The sequence below is a fragment of the Dyadobacter jiangsuensis genome, assembly GCF_003014695.1.
GTDB classification, from domain to species: domain Bacteria; phylum Bacteroidota; class Bacteroidia; order Cytophagales; family Spirosomataceae; genus Dyadobacter; species Dyadobacter jiangsuensis.
This window is the reverse complement of sequence record NZ_PYAS01000014.1, coordinates 192,990-212,344: the sequence shown is the minus strand read 5'-3', so window position 1 is coordinate 212,344 and position 19,355 is coordinate 192,990. Positions and strand designations below refer to the sequence as shown.

At 50.0% G+C, this 19,355-nt stretch carries 14 protein-coding genes; 5 read left to right on the top strand and 9 right to left on the bottom strand.

What is annotated here, in order from left to right:
* Nucleotides 1–91: 91 nt before the first annotated feature.
* From CLV60_RS26070 to menB, 3 genes are read right to left on the bottom strand one after another with little or no spacing between them, the layout of a single operon-like run.
* Entirely contained in the window at nucleotides 92–1,672 is a 1,581-nt protein-coding gene (locus CLV60_RS26070) for a hypothetical protein (RefSeq protein WP_106598333.1), read from the bottom strand.
* Nucleotides 1,659–2,072, bottom strand: coding sequence for an EVE domain-containing protein (locus CLV60_RS26065; protein WP_106598332.1), 414 nt, complete (start codon nucleotides 2,070–2,072; stop codon nucleotides 1,659–1,661). The genes CLV60_RS26070 and CLV60_RS26065 overlap by 14 nt, the downstream gene beginning before the upstream one ends.
* Before the next feature lie 53 nt (nucleotides 2,073–2,125).
* Nucleotides 2,126–2,950, bottom strand: a complete 825-nt coding sequence (gene menB / locus CLV60_RS26060) for a 1,4-dihydroxy-2-naphthoyl-CoA synthase (RefSeq protein ID WP_106598331.1) — start codon at nucleotides 2,948–2,950, stop codon at nucleotides 2,126–2,128.
* Nucleotides 2,951–3,114: 164 nt separating this feature from the next.
* On the opposite strand from menB, the gene CLV60_RS26055 reads away from it, so the two are divergent.
* Nucleotides 3,115–4,182 (top strand): AMP-binding protein, encoded by a 1,068-nt coding sequence (locus tag CLV60_RS26055; protein WP_106598330.1) that lies wholly within the window; start codon nucleotides 3,115–3,117, stop codon nucleotides 4,180–4,182.
* Complete coding sequence (locus CLV60_RS26050; RefSeq protein ID WP_106598329.1) at nucleotides 4,175–4,948, top strand: hypothetical protein; 774 nt, start codon at nucleotides 4,175–4,177, stop codon at nucleotides 4,946–4,948. The genes CLV60_RS26055 and CLV60_RS26050 overlap by 8 nt, the downstream gene beginning before the upstream one ends.
* Here CLV60_RS26050 and CLV60_RS26045 read toward each other — a convergent pair whose 3' ends face one another.
* The 4 genes from CLV60_RS26045 to topA form a co-directional block, all read right to left on the bottom strand.
* Nucleotides 4,949–6,070, bottom strand: coding sequence for a helix-turn-helix domain-containing protein (locus CLV60_RS26045; protein ID WP_106598328.1), 1,122 nt, complete (start codon nucleotides 6,068–6,070; stop codon nucleotides 4,949–4,951). It abuts the gene before it with no gap.
* A 215-nt stretch (nucleotides 6,071–6,285) separates the two neighbouring features.
* A complete protein-coding gene (locus tag CLV60_RS26040; protein WP_106598327.1) occupies nucleotides 6,286–7,167 on the bottom strand; it encodes a bifunctional 5,10-methylenetetrahydrofolate dehydrogenase/5,10-methenyltetrahydrofolate cyclohydrolase in 882 nt (293 codons plus the stop codon).
* A 2-nt stretch (nucleotides 7,168–7,169) separates the two neighbouring features.
* Nucleotides 7,170–7,859, bottom strand: coding sequence for an SIR2 family NAD-dependent protein deacylase (locus tag CLV60_RS26035; RefSeq protein ID WP_106598326.1), 690 nt, complete (start codon nucleotides 7,857–7,859; stop codon nucleotides 7,170–7,172).
* A gap of 22 nt (nucleotides 7,860–7,881) precedes the next feature.
* Entirely contained in the window at nucleotides 7,882–10,257 is a 2,376-nt protein-coding gene (gene topA / locus CLV60_RS26030; RefSeq protein WP_106598325.1) for a type I DNA topoisomerase, read from the bottom strand.
* A gap of 328 nt (nucleotides 10,258–10,585) precedes the next feature.
* Between topA and CLV60_RS26025 the strand changes: the two genes are divergently transcribed.
* Together CLV60_RS26025 and CLV60_RS26020 are read left to right on the top strand one after the other, a co-directional pair.
* Nucleotides 10,586–13,357, top strand: a complete 2,772-nt coding sequence (locus tag CLV60_RS26025) for a bifunctional aconitate hydratase 2/2-methylisocitrate dehydratase (protein ID WP_106598324.1) — start codon at nucleotides 10,586–10,588, stop codon at nucleotides 13,355–13,357.
* Between the two features lie 56 nt (nucleotides 13,358–13,413).
* Entirely contained in the window at nucleotides 13,414–15,684 is a 2,271-nt protein-coding gene (locus CLV60_RS26020) for an aconitate hydratase (RefSeq protein WP_106598323.1), read from the top strand.
* Between the two features lie 477 nt (nucleotides 15,685–16,161).
* Here CLV60_RS26020 and lspA read toward each other — a convergent pair whose 3' ends face one another.
* Both lspA and CLV60_RS26010 read right to left on the bottom strand, forming a co-directional pair.
* Nucleotides 16,162–16,674, bottom strand: a complete 513-nt coding sequence (gene lspA, locus CLV60_RS26015; protein ID WP_106598322.1) for a signal peptidase II — start codon at nucleotides 16,672–16,674, stop codon at nucleotides 16,162–16,164.
* Nucleotides 16,674–17,363: a 3-keto-disaccharide hydrolase gene (locus CLV60_RS26010; protein WP_106598321.1), complete on the bottom strand. Its 690-nt coding sequence runs from the start codon at nucleotides 17,361–17,363 to the stop codon at nucleotides 16,674–16,676. The genes lspA and CLV60_RS26010 overlap by 1 nt, the downstream gene beginning before the upstream one ends.
* Nucleotides 17,364–17,509: 146 nt before the next feature.
* Between CLV60_RS26010 and CLV60_RS26005 the strand changes: the two genes are divergently transcribed.
* Nucleotides 17,510–19,327 (top strand): M61 family metallopeptidase, encoded by a 1,818-nt coding sequence (locus tag CLV60_RS26005; RefSeq protein WP_106598320.1) that lies wholly within the window; start codon nucleotides 17,510–17,512, stop codon nucleotides 19,325–19,327.
* Nucleotides 19,328–19,355: the final 28 nt, after the last annotated feature.

Here is a 19,355-nt window from a genome sequence, read left to right as displayed (position 1 = left end):
CGGCCGACCGCTGACCGCTGATTGGTGTGTATTCTTACGTCTATTTCTATAATCTTTATGAAATCGGCGGTCGGCCGTCAGCGATCGGCGGTCAATATGCAATCTTATTCAAATAAAACACATTCCTCCGTCCCCGTGTGTTCGGATCGCCTGCTGCATTGACAATGCGCTGCTCGCCCCAGGCGAGGTAGAAATTGTCGTACCAGTAGTCGATGTCGTCGGTGCTGGTTTTGCGGACTTTGTCGCCCTCTACGTAGGTGTCGTTCGGGATGACGCGGTCGCTGTCGATCACCTGGCTGCCTTTGATGATCTTGCTGCGAATGGCGCCATTATGGCTGTAAATCAGTTTGGAATTGCCGTTGGTGAAAGATTGTACTTTAATCTTTTCCTTCAATTCCATGCTTTTTACATTGTCGAAACTAATGCTGTTGTCCCAAAGCAGGTTGCCGTTCTGATCCACGTCCGCCACGACAGCATGCGTATAGGTGAAGCCGTCGAATACCTGCGAGTTGTAACCCCGGCCGCCGTACATCGGGTTCCAGAGGTAGGGGTTGTAAAGCCCCATGCCGAATGGGTAGCCGTAACCGCCATATCCGTAATTGAAACCACCCATCATACTGGGGTTTTGGTAGCGGTATTCGGGATAGAATACTTCGGCTACCAGAAGGAAGTTGTTGGTTCTCGGTACAATATCATGTACGAGGAGCCGGTAGTTCAGTTTCAGGTCGTCGCCGCTTTCCTTTTTCTTGCGGATGCGCTTTTCCATCTTTTCCTGCTGGCGTTCGCTCAGGAAGTTGAAGAAGTTTTTGAAATCGGTAAAGCTGTGATACTTAGTGAATGCGGTTTCGTCGCCGACGATCTTGCTGATATACAATCCCTGCGATGCCGCCACGGTGCTGCTCTGCATATTGCGGTAGCCATAAGTGCCGATCACAATGCGAACTGAGTCGTTCAAAACCTGCAAACGGCCGCTAAGCAACGAAAAATCATCTTCGGGCTCCACGCTTACCTGTGTGTAGAGCTCGCCGGTTTCTTCATAGGAGCGCGCCACGATTTTGGTTTGACGGCCCTTTTTAACCGCAAAGCAAACATTCACCAAATGCTGCGCCGTGTCTACTTCGACGGTCTGAATGGCGTTAGAACCCTTAATAGCCGAAGGTAGAACCCGGGTTTGCTGTGTAGTAAGCTGGGTGTAGATCAAAACCGGCTCGTTACGCACCATACCGGCCATGAAAACGGAATAGCCCAGCGTCTTGAAATCGGTGATCTCGAAACGGTCGACTGTATTAATGGTAAAAGTCTCCACGAAACCAGGGCCGACATTTACCTTCACAATTTGATACAAAGAGCTCCGGTATTTGCTGAAAAGCAGGAAAACGGCTTGTCCGTCGTAGGAGGAAGCGATGTAATCGAGGTTCGATTCGATCGGGCCGTCGATGGACCACACCCGTTCGAGGTTTGTATCGAATTTCTGGACATTGAACGTGCCTTTGTCGGGCTTGGAAATGAGCAATACGCCCTGTTTACCAAGCGGAACGGCCTGGTAAGCCGTATTGCCGGGCAAAGGAAGTTCAATCCGTTTCACTCCCTGGGCGAAAACCGGCGTGCCGAGGACGCCCAGGAAGAGTAACGGTAAGACCAGCCGAAAAACGGATCGCTTATTTTTTGTCATGTGCCAGGGCAACGATATGGTCGAATTCTTCGCGTTTCACCGGTACGACCGAGAGGCGCGACAAACGGACCAGGTCCATTTGTTTCAGGAGCTCGTCCTTCTTGATCTCCGCGAGGGTAACGGTGTTCGGGAACTTCTCAACGGGAACGAGGTTCACCACCACCCATCCGGCTTCGTCGGTCGTAGGGTCGGGGTAATGTTCCTTGGAAACCTTGGCAAGCCCAACTACCTCCTTGCCCTCATTGCTGTGGTAGAACAGCACGAGATCGTCCACTTTCATCGCCATCAGGTTATTGCGGGCAGCGTAGTTGCGGACGCCGTCCCACATGCCCTCGCCCTCGGCAACGAGATGGTCCCAGGAGTATTTAAATGGTTCTGATTTTACGAGCCAATGGTTCATTCAATGAGTATTTGTATTGATGTGAGTTAAAATGTTAATCTTTCCCGACTAAATCAAGGGAATTTCGGGAATTTGCTGAAATCCGGCTTTCTTTTTTCCAAAAACGAACGCTGGCCTTCCTTCGCTTCTTCGCTGAGGTAGTAAAGCAATGTTGCATTGCCCGCGAGTTCCTGGATACCGGCTTGCCCGTCGAGTTCCGCATTGAATGCGCTTTTGAGCATACGGATGGACAGCGGGCTTTTTTCCTGGATTTTCTTTGCCCATTCGAGCGTCACCGTTTCCAGTTGCTCCAAAGGAACTACCTTATTCACCAGGCCCATTTGCAATGCTTCATCGGCATCGTATTGGTCGCACAGGAACCATATTTCGCGTGCTTTTTTCTGACCCACCACGCGGGCAAGGTAAGAGGCGCCGAAGCCGCCGTCGAAGCTGCCTACTTTCGGGCCGGTTTGTCCGAAACGTGCGTTATCCGCCGCAATAGAGATGTCGCAGATCACGTGCAGCACGTGGCCGCCGCCGATTGCCCAGCCGGCCACCATCGCGATAACCGCCTTTGGAATAGAGCGAATCATCTTTTGCAGGTCGAGCACGTTCAAACGCGGTACATGGTCGTCGCCGATGTAGCCGCCGTGGCCGCGTACCGACTGGTCGCCGCCGGAGCAGAATGCTTTGCCGCCTTCGCCGGTCAGGATAATGACGTCGATCCGCGGATCTTCGCGGCAAATGTGCATCGCGTCGATCATTTCGGTTACCGTAAGCGGGGTGAATGCATTATGCTTGTGCGGGCGGTTGATACTGATTTTGGCAATTCCTTCGTGAAGTGTAAAGAGAATTTCTTCGTATTCTTTAATGGTTTCCCATTGAACTGTACTGGACATAAAATCAGATAGGTAAAATTGGAATAAATGCAATGACGTGCATTGCCCTAATGCGCGAAATTACTCATTGTTTGGGTTACCTTCAAAAACAAATGAATAACTTTCCACCACATTAAAAACGGCTATTCACAACCGGGAATGACGAATCCGCAGAAATTGGAGCTATGATCTGGACAACGGGCAAAACGCATTGGCAAACGCAGAAAAGGCCGCGAAATCCCTATTTCGCACAGGCTTACGACTTTATGGGGAAGTGGCTCGAAGGCGAGCGGGAGTTTGTGCTCCATACCTCCGGCTCAACGGGCATGCCCAAGCCCATTACCGTTACACGCAGGCAACTGGAAGCAAGCGCAGCCATGACGGGGAAGGCGCTCTCGCTCGGGAACGGTACGCGAGCGCTCGTGTGCCTGAACGTGGGCTACGTTGCCGGGTTGATGATGGTCGTCCGGGGATTGGAACTGGGATGGGAACTGACCGTCACTGAGCCTACCTCGAACCCACTGAATGGCCTCGATACGGTGGATTTCGATTTTGTGGCTATGGTACCCATGCAATTACAGACGATGCTCGAAAATCCCGTCACAGCTGGTCAGGTTAACCGGCTAGGTAAGATACTGCTCGGAGGAGCGCCTGTGAGCTTGACATTGACAGAACGGATCAAAGGGTTGAACGTCCCTGTTTTCCAAAGCTATGGAATGACTGAAACCGTTTCGCACATCGCGTTGAAGGCGCTGAATGGGCTGCGAGTGAACGATTCATACGTGTTTCTGCCCGGCATTTCGTTCGGTACCGACGAGCGGGGCTGCCTGTTTGTTTCCGGAGCAGTTACCAACGGACAAAAGGTACAAACCAATGATTTGGTAGAAATAACTGGCGATGAATTTGAATGGATCGGGAGGGCGGATAATGTGATCAATTCCGGCGGTGTGAAAATCGTGCTGGATCAAACAGATCAGCGGATTGCGCAGGTTTTTCACGATCTGGGTATTTCAAATGTATTTTTCTGCTGGTGGGAGCCCGATGAAAAACTGGGGCAAAAGCTCGTGCTGGTGGTGGAAGATACGCTGCACCCGGAGCTCGCGCAGAAGCTGCCGGTGGAAATTAGAAGCCGTGTTTCGACCTATGAAAACCCGAAACATATTTACTTTGCAAAAGCGTTTGCCAAAACAGCCACGGACAAGGTTGACAAGCGCGCTACATTTCAACAGTTTTTAAAATCTTCGAATGGATAAGAATCTTCAAATACCAGGTCAGTATATTATTCGCTTTCAAACTGCTCCGGTCGTTCCGGCGCCATTTGCCCATTTTTACACTTTGAAAATGGACATTCAATCGGCAGAGGACCTGCGGGTGGATTTCGATATTGTTTACAACGATCGCGAAGAGCTGACCGAGGATGAAATTTTTGACGAAGGTTTTTCTACGGACGATAATTACAGATGGAAGGGCAGTTTGCCAGCGGTTTGGATTAATGAGTTTCAGGACATCTTAGCATCCTCGAAAATCATTCGCAAACGTGAGGAGAGCGAGTTCGAGGATTTCATTGAAATAGAACTCGATGAAAACGACAAACGGGTAACGATTTACCCGGTCGACAAGGAACGCTGGTCGTACTTCTTGCAGGAGATGATGCAGGCCATTTTCGAAACCGGCGGCCGCGAAAAGCCGTTCGAACTGACTTATATGGACATCGATAACGACGGCAAAACGACCATCGATCTGAAAGCTTCTTTCGGTAAAAAGGAATTTACATTAAGCAAGAATGCGGGTACGGCTCGTAAACTGGATTGGAACCAGTTGCAAAAAATAATGGACACGATTTACAAAGCTGAATTCGTGCCTGACAATGCATCGGATAGTAAACCTTCAAAAAAGGGCAAATACATTACTGCCGGCGATGGCTTGTGGTATCAGATAGGAGTGGCCGTGCTTGAAACTACTTCCAAAAGCAAGGACCTCGCCAAGATCGAGGCATTGTTCAATACCCTTTCAAAGTAATTACTGACGGTACTGGCTCAGCTCCATCTGCAATTCGTCGACGAGCTGGGCCACCCTTTCGAATGAAGGCTGTGGTACAGGCATTTGCACGCTTACGAAAGCCTTCACTTCCCATACTTCCAGCACATCCTGCAAAGGAATTTCCAGTTCCGCAATCTCCGCATTATCCGATGTCAGCAGCAAAACTCCCGCTGTTTTCACCTGATTGATTACATTTCTGTAAATCAACCCATGGTTTCTGAGCAGGAAAACATACTGCATCCCGTCCTTGATATCGTACCAATTACGAATGAACGTCCCCACGAGTATGGAGCCCGGGTAGGTGAAATCCTCACCGCTTTCAAATGCGCGATAGTAGCCGGAGGGCAGGTTCGGCAATTGGAAAAGCGGCAGCGAGTTTAAATAACCCGGATTTTGAAAGTTGGCTATGTATTCGGCCTGCTTGTTGCGTGCAATCCATTGAATGGTAGGGAAATGCTGCGCGGGCTGTTCGATCGCCGCATTGAATTGCGGGGTCTGGTACTGGTTGTTAAATGTAGGTAAACCCGCGTTGGGCTGCGGCGCTGCTTGCGGCTGAAAAACTTCTTGCTGCGCTGAGCGGGGGCCATTCGCTTGGGGCTGGTTATACGGTACCGCCTGCGGGCTGGCGGCATTAAATTGCTGAACAGGTTGGGGCGCATTAGGCTGGGATGCCGATTGCACTTCGCCGCTAACCGGTTTCAAATTGATCTGCCGTGAAACCTGCCTTAGAGGCTGCTCCGGCTGTTGATACGTTTCTATGATCTTAGATAATGGCTGCGGCTCCGTGTACCCGGGCGTGCGGGTAGGCGTGGGCTGGGGCATCGTACCCGAATGCGAAACCGTCATTTGCCGCGAGGTAGTCAGCGGAAGCGACATTTCTGGGGTTTCTCTTAGCTTTCGCAGATCGTTTTTTAGCAAATTGTCAACGCTAACCCCGAATGCGGCGGCCATGTTTTTGAGATTAGTAAGGTTGGGATTAGCCCTTGCTTCCTCGTAAGCGCCCAGTAACGATCTCTTGATCGCGATCTTACGGGCAAACTGTTCCTGCGTAAGGCCGTTGAGCCTTCTGAGATACTTAATGTTGTTGCTGACGATGCTCATAGTACAACCGATCCGTTCAAACTGCCTGCTAATTAGACAAATCTTTTAGTAAAAAACGAATTGAGCAACTTTCTTACCTACTTTTTTAAAATTTTAACATAAAAAGGCCGGATCATCAGGTTTTGCTTACTTCCTGACGATCCGGCTTTTACGGAAATGTATGTTTTACCTCCATTACCATCCAACGGTGGTCGGCGGTCAATGGTCGGCGGTCACTATTTATAAATCTCCTTCTTAGCAGCCTTAAAAGTGTTGGTCAGCAAACCACAAATGGTCATCAAACCCACGCCGCCAGGAACCGGTGTAATGTAGCTCGATTTCGGAGCGACATCGTTGAAATCCACATCGCCCTTAATCGAGAAACCACTCTTTTTGGTAGCGTCCGCCACACGGGTAATGCCCACGTCCACGACAACCGCACCTTCTTTGATGTAATCAGCCTTCACAAATTCAGGACGGCCTAATGCCACGATCAGGATGTCGGCCGACTGGCAGATCTCTTTCAGGTTTTGTGTTTTGCTGTGCGTGATCGTCACGGTACAGTTACCCGGGTAGGTATTGCGCTGCATGAGAATGCTCATCGGCAGGCCCACGATCTGGCTGCGGCCGATTACCACGCAATGTTTGCCGCTGGTTTCGATTCCGGCGCGGATCAGCATTTCGAGGATACCAAACGGCGTAGCAGAAATGTAAGCAGGCAATCCTTTGCACATTCTGCCGACGTTGATCGGGTGGAAACCGTCCACGTCTTTGGCGGGGTTCACCGCTTCCATCACCGTGTTTTCAGAAATGTGTTTCGGTAGGGGAAGTTGTACAATGAATCCGTCCACGTCAGGGTCGTTGTTCAGCGATTCTACGGCTTCGAGGAGCTGGGCTTCGGTAATATCGGCTTCGAAACGCAGCAGGGTGGAGGTAAACCCAATCTCTTCGCAGCTCCGGATTTTGGAGGCCACATAAGTTTCGCTGGCGCCGTCCTGGCCTACGAGTATCGCGGCCAAATGCGGCTTTTTACCACCGCCGGCAACCCATTGTTCCACCTCGGCCTTGATTTCAGATTTTATTTGGGAAGAAATAGCTTTCCCGTCGAGTAGTTGCATTATTATTCAGGTAGTAAATATTTCTTGATCAAAGTTTGCATTCCGGTGGTGGCTTTTTCCTGGATGAAAATCATGTTCGATTTCAAGGTAATGTCCGGTTTGTTCGGATCTACAATGTAAATGCGCTTGCCGATGGGAACATAATGTACAAGCCCGGCCGCGGGGTAAACCGCGAGGGACGTCCCAATTACCAGGAACATATCCGCCTGTTCGGTCACATCCACGGCTACTTCCATCATCGGCACCTCTTCACCGAACCACACGATATGCGGCCGCAGCTGGCTGCCCAGTTCGCACAAATCGCCTGTTTTGAGCTCCCAGCCGTTCATTTCATAAACCAGCTTCGGATCTTTCGTGCTCCGCGATTTGAAAAGCTCCCCATGCAAATGGATTACTTTCGTAGAGCCGGCGATTTCATGCAGGTTATCGACGTTCTGCGTCACGATAGTCACATCGAAATGCTTTTCCAGCTCCGCCAGCGCGTAATGCGCCGCATTTGGCTTCACATCCGCCGCCTGTTTCCGGCGCTGGTTATAGAAATCCAGCACCAGCTCCTGGTTCCGGATCCACGCTTCGGGCGTTGCCACGTCCTCGATGCGGTAATTATCCCAAAGCCCATTATTATCTCTAAAAGTACTGATCCCGCTCTCAGCGCTGATCCCTGCTCCGGAAAGTACAACCAGTTTTTTCATGGGCTTCTTCGTTTTATGTGTGTTAACCTTTTTTTGTTGCTTTTTTAGTAGCCGGCTTCTTGGCAGCAGGTGCTTTCGCGGCGGCCGGTTTTTTCGCTCCGCGTCCCGCAGGTTTGTCCGGCGTTTCGGCGGCCAGTTTCAATACCTGGTCGTAAGTCAGCGATGCAGGCTCGGTACCTTTCGGGATTTTCACATTCTTCTTTCCAAAAGCAATGTAAGGTCCGTACCGTCCGTTGAGCACCTTTGCTTCGGGATCTTCCGCAAATTCCTTGATCGTGCGGTTGGAATCCTGCAAACGCTTTTCTTCAATAATTTCAATCAAACGGTCCTCGGTTACACCCATCGGATCGTCCGTTTTAGCCAGCGAGTAATACTTGCCGTCGTGCTTCACGTAAGGACCGAATTTGCCGACGTTCACGACCATATCCTTGTCCTCGAAGAACCCAACCTGGCGGGGCAGTTTGAATAGTTCAAATGCCTCATCCAAAGTAATGGTCTCCATGAGCTGGCCTTTCTGCAAGCTCGCAAAACGCGGCTTTTCTTCGTCCTCTACATCACCGATCTGCACGTAAGGGCCATATTTCCCGATCCTTACCGATACTTTTTTGCCGGTGGCGGGATCCTCACCCAGCTCACGTGAAGTAAGGCTCTTGTCGATCGCTTCTTCGCGCGCTTCGGCGACTTTCTTCTGGAACGGCGTATAGAAATCTTTGATCATCTGCTGCCAGCCGAGTTGGCCGTCGGCAATGTGGTCAAAATCCTTTTCTACGTTCGCCGTAAACGAATAATCGACGATATCCTGGAAATGGCTCACGAGGAAGTCGTTTACCACCATTCCGGTGCTGGTAGGGAAGAGTTTAGCCTTCTCCGAACCGTATACTTCTTTATTTACCTTGCTCTTGATCTGATCATTGGCAAGGGTCATTTCCTTGAATTCTCTTTCAAACCCCTGACGGTCCTCTTTGACAATGTATTCCCGTTTCAGGATCGTCGAGATCGTCGGCGCGTAAGTAGACGGGCGTCCGATCCCCATTTCTTCGAGTTTCTTCACCAGGCTCGCCTCGGTATAGCGCGGCGGGTTGCGGGTGAACCGCTCTGTCGCTTTCATATCCGCCAGTTTCAATATCTGACCGATGTTGAGCGGTGGAAGCATTCCTTTTTGTTCCTCATCTTCATCGTCACTCGATTCGAGGTACACTTTCAGGAATCCTTCGAATTTGATCACCTCGCCCTGTGCTACCAGCTCTTCCGAAGTGGTCGAAATGCCGATCGTGGCAGTGGTGCGCTCCAACTGGGCGTCCGACATCTGCGATGCGATGGCACGTTTCCAGATCAGTTCGTACAGGCGCTGCTCGTTGCGGTCGCTGCTGCCTACCAGTGTAGAGAAATCGGTAGGACGGATCGCTTCGTGCGCTTCCTGCGCCGATTCGGACTTGGTTTTGAATATACGGCGGTTATAGTACTCGTCCCCATATTCTTTCGTGATCTGCTGCTTTGACTTATCAAGCGCTTCTTCCGACAGGTTGGTGGAGTCGGTACGCATGTAGGAAATCTTACCGGCTTCGTACAGGCGCTGCGCGACGGTCATCGTCTGCGCTACCGAAAAGCTCAGCTTACGTGATGCTTCCTGTTGTAATGTAGAAGTTGTAAATGGCGGTGCAGGTGATTTTTTAGCAGGTTTTACTTCGAGATTGCGGATCGAGAACTCGGCGCCGACGCATTTTTCCAGAAACTGGTAGGCCTCCTGTTCGGTCGGGAAGTTCTTGGCCAGTTCCGCATTCAATACTTTCCCGTTGCCCAGATCAAAATGCGCGGTTACCTTAAAGCTGCTTTTGCTTTTGAACGCGTCGATTTCCCTTTCCCGTTCTACTATTATACGTACGGCCACCGATTGTACCCGGCCTGCCGAAAGGTTCGATTTTCCAATGCGGATCTTCTTCCAAAGTACCGGTGAAAGTTCATAACCCACGAGGCGGTCGAGGATACGGCGTGCCTGTTGGGCGTCTACCAGGGCTGTATCGATGGTCCGCGGCTTTTCGATGGCATTCCGCAGAGCGGTTTTGGTAATCTCACGAAATACGATCCGCTTGGTATTGTCGGGAAGCCCGAGAGCCTCTTTCAAATGCCAGGAAATAGCTTCTCCCTCGCGGTCATCATCGGTTGCGAGCCATACTTCTGCATCTTTTGCCAGTTTTTTGAGCTCTGAAATGACTTTGACTTTATCGGAGGAGATTTCGTAAGAGGGTTGGAAACCATGCTCAACATCAACACCCATATCGTGTTCCGGGAGGTCACGCACATGTCCGAAACTGGACTTGACAGTGAAATCCTGCCCTAGGTAACTTTCAATGGTTTTGGCCTTCGCCGGTGACTCTACGATCACCAGATTTTTTGACATAACTTTCGATTTAAGGGACCTGGTAGCACTTTGAATATCCAAATATAGGGCACAATCCGAGAAAAAATCAAAGCGCAAATAAAAGCTGACTGAAAAACGGAACGCGTTACAAGACCTCCCGAAGGGGGGATTTCAAATTATTTCTTCAATATACAGGTTGCCAGAACAAAAAAAATTGGACGGGGGTTATTTAAATGTACGACTAGAATATACTGGTTTTAAATAGTAGCGAAAATCGGACGGAATGCCTCCGTATATTCTGTAATTTCGTACTTTCGCCCGTTTTATTGACAACAGATATTGCCTTTAACATTGAAAAGATTTCATCATGAATATCTATCAGGACTACATTAACGAGATTGAAGAAAGAAAGACCCAGGGGCTTCACCCGAAGCCGATTGATGGTGCCGAATTGCTGGGAGAAATCATCGCACAGATCAAAGACACAGCGAACGCGCATCGGGAAGACTCTCTTAAATTTTTCATTTACAATACCTTACCAGGAACTACGAGTGCAGCTGGTGTGAAAGCCAGGTTTTTGAAGGAGATCATCCTGGGAGAATCCGTAGTAGCAGAAATATCACCAGCCTACGCATTTGAGCTATTGTCTCACATGAAAGGCGGACCTTCTATCGAAGTATTGCTCGACCTCGCACTTGGTGACGATGCTTCTATCGCCCAACAAGCGGGAGACGTTCTGAAAACACAAGTTTTCCTTTACGATGCCGATACAGACCGTCTGAAAGAGGCATTCAAAAACGGCAACGAAATCGCGAAGGCTATTCTTGAAAGCTACGCGAAAGCCGAATTCTTCACAAAACTTCCCGAAGTTCCTGAAGAGATCCAGATCGTTACATTCATTGCCGGCGAAGGCGACATTTCTACCGATTTGCTGTCGCCCGGTAACCAGGCGCACAGCCGCTCCGACCGCGAATTGCACGGTTTGTGCATGATCACTCCGAAGGCACAACAGGAAATCAAAGCTTTGCAGGCAGAGCATCCTGGCAAGAGTGTAATGCTGATCGCCGAAAAAGGTACTATGGGCGTAGGTTCATCCCGTATGTCGGGTGTGAATAACGTGGCGCTTTGGACCGGTAAACAGGCAAGCCCCTACGTTCCGTTTGTGAATATCGCTCCGATCGTGGGTGGTACCAATGGTATCTCGCCGATCTTCCTTACCACGGTAGACGTTACCGGCGGTATCGGTATCGACCTTAAAAACTGGGTTAAGAAAGTGGATGCGGATGGTAATATCGTTCGCAACGAAAATGGTGATCCTATTTTGGAGGAGGTTTACTCGGTAGCAACGGGTACTGTGTTGACCATTAATACCCAAACAAAGAAACTTTATAATGGTGAAAAGGAGCTGATCGATATTTCGAAGGCGCTTACGCCTCAGAAGAAGGAGTTTATCAGAGCAGGCGGATCTTACGCGATTGTATTTGGTAAAAAAATCCAGACAGTAGCAGCGAAGATTCTGGGTATTGAACCTACACCGGTATTTGCTCCTTCGAAAGAGATTTCCAACGAAGGGCAAGGTTTGACGGCGGTTGAAAAAATCTTCAACAGAAATGCAGTCGGTACTACTCCGGGCAAAGTGCTGCACGCTGGTTCGGACGTTCGTGTGGAAGTAAATATCGTAGGTTCTCAGGATACGACCGGTTTGATGACCGCACAGGAACTTGAATCGATGGCTGCCACGGTGATTTCGCCGATCGTCGACGGTGCTTACCAGTCGGGTTGCCACACGGCGTCTGTTTGGGATAAAAAAGCGCAGGCCAACATCCCGAAACTGATGAAGTTCATGAACGACTTCGGTCTCATCACCGCCCGTGACCCGAAAGGAGAATACCACTCGATGACCGACGTAATCCACAAGGTATTGAATGATATCACGATCGACGAATGGGCGATCATTATCGGTGGTGACTCTCACACAAGGATGTCCAAAGGTGTGGCATTCGGTGCCGACTCCGGAACCGTTGCATTGGCGCTCGCGACAGGTGAGGCGTCCATGCCGATTCCTGAATCCGTGAAAGTAACTTTCAAAGGCGACATGAAGGATCATATGGATTTCCGTGATGTGGTTCATGCTACCCAGGCTCAGATGCTTCAACAGTTTGGCGGAGAAAACGTATTCCAGGGAAGAATCATTGAGGTTCACATCGGAACACTGCCAGCTGACCAGGCATTTACATTTACCGACTGGACCGCGGAAATGAAGGCGAAAGCCTCGATCAATATCTCCGAGGACGACACTTTGATTGAATCACTGGAAATTGCGAAAAACAGAATCCAGATCATGATCGACAAAGGCATGGATAACCATAAGCAGGTTCTTCAGGGCTTGATCAATAAAGCAGACAAGCGCATCGCGGAAATTAAGTCGGGTGAAAAACCAGCGCTTACACCGGATGCGAATGCGAAATATTACGCGGAAGTGGTGATTGACCTCGACGTGATCGTTGAGCCAATGATCGCCGACCCAGATGTGAATAATAAAGACGTTTCCAAGAGATATACCCACGACACCATCCGTCCGATCTCTTTCTACGGTGACGATAAAAAAGTAGATCTTGGCTTCGTAGGTTCTTGTATGGTTCACAAAGGCGATTTGAAGATTGTTTCTCAAATGCTTAAAAACCTGGAAGAACAGCAAGGCAAGGTGGAATTCCACGCACCGCTCGTTGTGGCTGCGCCTACCTACAATATCATCGAAGAGCTGAAAACAGAAGGCGACTGGGATGTATTGCAGAAATACTCCGGGTTCGAATTCGACGACAATGCCCCGAAAGTGGCTGCACGTACCGAATACGAAAACATGATGTACCTCGAACGTCCGGGCTGCAACCTTTGCATGGGTAACCAGGAAAAGGCAGCTAAGGGAGACACGGTTCTGGCAACATCAACCCGTCTTTTCCAGGGCAGGGTAGTAGAGGATTCGGACCGTAAAAAAGGGGAGTCCCTGCTTGCTTCCACGCCGGTTGTGGTACTGTCCGCAATTCTTGGACGTATCCCTAATGTGGAGGAGTACAAAGCTGCGGTGGTAGGCATCGACCTGACCAAGTTTGCACCTCCTGTTAAGACACTAAGCAGATAGTTAGTTAGTGTTTCAATTGTTGAAACCGTGAATGTGTAATCATTAATTTAAGAGCTATGGCGTTTGACTTAGATATGATTAAGGGTGTTTACGCCCGCATGGAAGAAAGAGTAAATGCTGCCCGTAAAGTAGTTGGGCGGCCTCTGACGTTGTCGGAGAAAATTTTATACTCCCACTTGTGGGAAGGAAAGGCCACTCAGAGCCACGAACGTGGTAAATCTTACGTGGATTTTGCTCCCGACCGCGTGGCGATGCAGGATGCTACGGCTCAAATGGCGCTGCTGCAATTCATGCAGGCAGGCCGCCCGAAAGTAGCGGTTCCGTCTACCGTGCACTGCGACCACCTGATTCAGGCGGAAGTAGGTGCGGCGCAGGATTTGAGGAATGCGGTAGACAAGAATAAAGAAGTATACGATTTCCTTTCTTCCGTTTCCAACAAATACGGAATCGGTTTCTGGCGCGCAGGCGCGGGTATTATCCACCAGGTGGTACTTGAAAACTACGCTTTCCCCGGCGGAATGATGATCGGTACCGACTCACATACGCCTAATGCGGGTGGGTTGGGTATGATCGCGATCGGTGTGGGTGGCGCGGATGCGAGCGACGTGATGTCCGGCCTTGCCTGGGAACTGAAAATGCCCAAGCTGATCGGTGTGAAACTGACGGGCAAGCTGAGCGGATGGACGGCTGCAAAAGACGTGATCCTTTGGGTTGCAGGCCAGCTCACTGTAAAAGGCGGTACGGGTTATGTGGTAGAATATTTCGGAGAAGGCGCTGAAAGCCTTTCTGCGACCGGTAAAGGTACCATTTGTAATATGGGTGCGGAAATCGGTGCTACCACTTCGATCTTCGCCTATGATGAGAAGAGTGCTGCATACCTGAAAGCAACGGAGCGCGCAGACGTGGCCGATGCGGCCGACAAGATCAAAGAATACCTTCGTTCCGACGATGAAGTATATGCAGATCCTGCTGCTTACTACGATCAGGTTCTCGAACTGGATCTTTCTACTTTGGAGCCGCATATCAACGGACCATTCACGCCGGATCTGGCGTGGCCGCTTTCCAAATTTGCTACGGCGGTGAAAGAAAACGGATGGCCGGAAGTGCTTTCGGTAGGTCTGATCGGTTCTTGTACGAACTCTTCCTACGAAGATGTGAGCCGTGCGGCTTCCCTGGCGCGGCAGGCTATTGATAAAAAATTGCAGGTTACCTCCGAGTATACCATTACACCTGGTTCCGAACAGGTGCGATACACGGTGGAACGCGACGGTTTCCTGGATACATTCGAGAAAATCGGCGGGGTAGTGCTGGCGAATGCCTGCGGGCCTTGTATCGGTCAATGGGCGCGTCACGGTGCGGAAAAAGGGGAGAAAAACTCCATTATCACCTCATTCAACCGCAATTTCTCGAAACGTGCCGATGGTAACCCCAATACGCACTCTTTTGTAGCCTCGCCCGAGATCGTAACTGCCATGGCTATTGCCGGACGCCTTACTTTCGACCCGCGCGTGGACAAATTGGTCAATACCGACGGCGAAGAAGTATTGCTCGACGAGCCGACCGGTCTCGAACTGCCGACCAAAGGTTTTGCGGTGGAGGATGCAGGTTACCAGGCTCCCGCGGAAGATGGCAGCACAGTTCAGGTATTGGTGAGCCCTACTTCGGATCGCCTCCAATTGCTCGAACCATTCCCTGCCTGGGAAGGAACGGATCTTACCGGTTTGAAACTTCTGATCAAGGCAAAAGGCAAGTGTACCACCGACCACATTTCAATGGCCGGCCCGTGGCTGAAATACCGCGGACACCTGGACAATATCTCAAACAATATGCTGATCGGTGCGGTTAACTACTACAACGAGAAAACCAACACCATTAAAAATCAGCTTACCAACCAATATTCGGAAGTTCCGGCGGTGCAGCGTGACTACAAAGCACACGGAATCGGAACGATCGTGGTAGGGGACGAAAACTACGGGGAAGGTTCATCACGCGAGCACGCTGCGATGGAGCCGCGCTTCCTGGGTGTACGCGCGATTTTGACCAAATCGTTCGCGCGTATCCACGAAACCAACCTGAAAAAGCAAGGTATGCTGGCGCTCACGTTCGTCAATACGGCAGACTATGACAAGATTCAGGAGGACGATACAATTGATATCCTTGGTCTGGAAACATTTGCGGAGGGACAACCTTTGACGATCGTGCTGCACCACAACGACGGTACAACCGACGAGTTCCCGGTAAATCATACCTACAATGCCCAACAGATCGAATGGTTCAAGGCAGGTTCTGCATTGAATATCATCCGCAAGTCGGTGGGTGCAGCCTAGGCGAAATATTGTTTTTCCAAATGCAAAAGGACTTCCGGTTATCGGAAGTCCTTTTTGTTTATGCTCTTAAGAAGCCTCTTTCGCATCGTCGTTACATGCCTGACGGCATTTAAATCCGTGATGAATGCTTCGGGTTGCTACCAATGTTGCGTGCCTAATGGCACTTGTAATGCGCACGCAACCAAATTGTAATGGCGTTGCGATATTCCAAACGCGCTAATTCTGTTTGTCTACAAACATTGCGCGCCTCTTGCGCTTGGCGATGTGCCGTTTGGTTGTTGAGGTGCTACCAACATTGCGTGCTTAACGGCACTTGCGATGAGGCTATTATGAATTAATGCCCAATCGCGTTAGCGATGTAATATTGGTAGCAAATGAAGTGAGACCGGTGTGCGGTAAAATGCCGTCAGGCATGTAACAACAAAGATCGCGTCACGCACCCATGTCAACCAACAGACCCGCATTCCAAATGCCCTCTCAAATACCTGGGAACCTTGACTTTTGTCTGCTATATGACTGGTAGAGAAAGATAAACATCCCCGTCATGATCGACACGTCGGCCATATTGAATATGCCGGTTTGGAATAACCCAAAATTGATATGCATGAAATCGGTGACCGAGCCGTGCACGAGGCGGTCGTAAATGTTGCCGATACCGCCGCCGATGGCAAAGCTCAATGCGAGCGCACTGAGCCAGGTCAGGTTCTTTTTGGTCAACAGATAAATAATGCCGAACAGTAAGGCGATCAGCGGAATGACGGATAACACGAATATCTTGATCGAATCCGGCAGTGAGCTTCCGATGCTCAGGAATGCACCCGTATTTTCGACGTAAGTAATCGTTACGTAATCCTTGATCACGTGGATCGTCTGGTAAAAGCCGACATTCTCCCTCACCACGCTTTTCGAGATCTGATCGCAGCCGATATTGGCGATCAAGACCACGACGATGGCGATATTCCTGAGCAGGCGGTTTGATTTAAGGTTCATTATTTGGAAAGCGCTTTAATCGGCGTCAGTTTAATATCCTTGAACTCAACTTCGGAGCCTTCCGACTGCAATGCGATCTGGCCTTTGGAAGCCGTCGCGTCATAGCCATAGTTGACCAGCACACCATTGAGCCACACTTTAATTGAATTCTTAACACATTCTATCACCATCGAATTCCATTCGCCCAAGGGCTTTTCGGTACCGTCGGTGAGGTTGGGAATGCGGCGGAGCTTATCGCCGTTTACGCCCCATTTTTCCTTCGGTCCGCGGCGTTTTTCCATGTCGGGTACGGTAATATCCTCCTGAATACACCAGAAATCCCCCGCATTCTGGTGCATCATTTGTACTTCGATGGATTTAGGAAACATATCATACAAATCGCGGGGCTTCGAAACGAATACCAATGCGCCGCAGTTGCCGGGCTTGCCTGCGAAGCGGTATTGGTAGGTGAAACGGAAGTTCTCGTGCTGCGCGTCCGTGATCAGGTGTCCGCCGGGTGTACCCAGGCTCACGAGCAGACCATTGCGCACGAGGAACGGGTTTACGGCCTTCGGATCTTTGTCCATTTCGGGTACATCGATATGCCATCCTTTCAGGTCTTTTCCGTTGAAAAGCGCTTTTGTTTGGCTGTAAGCGTGTTGTGAAGTGATAGCGAGGGTCAGGGCGAGCGGAAGGAACAGTTTCTTCATGAACGGTCGATACTATTTAAAGTTTTAATGGGATTTGAACCGGAAAAATTAAGCAATAATCGGGTTACTAGCGGTATGGTCGCTTCAAATGTTCGGTTATTGGCTTAAATTGGTGCTTTGTCACTTCAAAAACATTTAATCAGTCCATGAAAAAACTGGCCGCATTGCTTGCCACGCCCATGATATGCTCGTACGCGTTCGCGCAATCGATCCGTTACGATGTATCGTTTCCCAATATCGTACACCACGAAGCCCGCATTGCGCTGAGCGTATCGGACGCACCTCAAAAAGAGCTGCTGTTCAGAATGTCGCGCTCTTCGCCCGGCAGGTATGCGACGCACGAGTACGGGAAGAACATCCATGACGTGGCGGCATTCGACAAATCGGGTAAACCGGTGCCGGTACAGCGCGTGGATGGAGACGTGTATAAAATCGTGGGGATCAATGGTTTTGTAAAGGTCGAATACACTTTATACGCCAACCACGCCGACGGTACGTACGCTGGGATCGATGCCAGCAGTGTGCATTTCAATATGCCCGCTACATTTATGTGGGTGAAGGAGCTGGAAAAGGCGCCGATTACCGTGGCCTTTAACCTGCCGAAGCCTAATACATGGAAGATCGCCACGCAGCTCAAAACGACCGGCGAAGCGAATGTGTTCACTGCACCCGATTTACAATACTTCATGGATTCGCCCACCAAAATCGGCCAACTGACGATCAAGGAATGGACGGTACCCAATGCGGATAACAAGCCGTCGCAGTTCAGGCTGGCATTGGAGGCGAAAGGCAGCGATTCGCTCGCTACCGCATTTGCCGGGAAAATAAAACGCATTACCGAGGAAGCCCGGATGGTTTTTGGGGAGTTTCCGGCATTTGATAATGGCAGTTATACCTTCCTTGCGAGCATCAACCCTTATGTAAAAGGCGATGGCATGGAGCACCGCAACAGCACGATGATCACCCTGCCGGTCGCATTCGATGGTTCCGACAACCTGCTCGGCGTGTTCTCGCACGAATTCTTTCATACCTGGAATGTCGAGCGCATTCGTCCGAAGACACTGGAACCTTTCAATTTTGAAAAAAGTAACATGAGTTTCGAGCTCTGGTTTGCCGAAGGGTTTACCCAATATTACGGTGATCTGATTCTTGAAAGGGCGGGTTTCGATTCATTGGAGGAATATTGCAGGACGCTGACATCTTTGGTTAATACAAAAGAGAATACTGCCGGTGCAAAACGCATTTCGCCCGTGCAGGCTAGCAGCAATGCGGTATTCGTTGATGCAGGCGTGGCGATCGATAAGACCAATTATCCTAATATTTATACTTCTTACTATCCTTACGGAGCCTCCGTGGCGCTTGCATTGGACCTTCAACTGAGAGGCAAGGGGCTGAACCTTGATGATTTTATGAAGACTGTTTGGGCAAAACATGGGAAACCGGAGATTGCCTACAATGTAGCTGACCTGGAAGTGGTTTTAGCAGCTTACACGAAGGACAAGATGTTTGCACAGCAGTTTTTTGCAAAATATATCAACGGTCATGAGTCGCTGGATTACACACCGCTGCTGGGCCGGGCCGGGTTGCTTTTGAAAAAACAATTTGAAGGGCAGGCCTGGATAGGCGATATCCGATACAAAGACGGCACCGGGCTCACGATTACAACCAATACGGTAATAGGAAGCCCGCTTTATAAGGCCGGATTGGACATTGATGATGAAATTCTGAAAGTTGACGGGAGGTTGGTTTCGAAAACCGATGAGCTTACTTCTATCCTGAAAACGCATAAACCGGGCGATCAAATTACCGTCGAATACGCACATCGGGGTGAGACGAAAACCGCAGTGCTGGATATGATCCAAAATCCGCGATGGGAGGTAGTGACGTACGAACAAGCAGGGAAAACGGTCACGCCGGAAATGGAAACGTTTCGAAAAGCCTGGCTGGGAAGCAAATGGAAGTAAAGTAAAAGCGGTTGCCTGATCTCAGGCA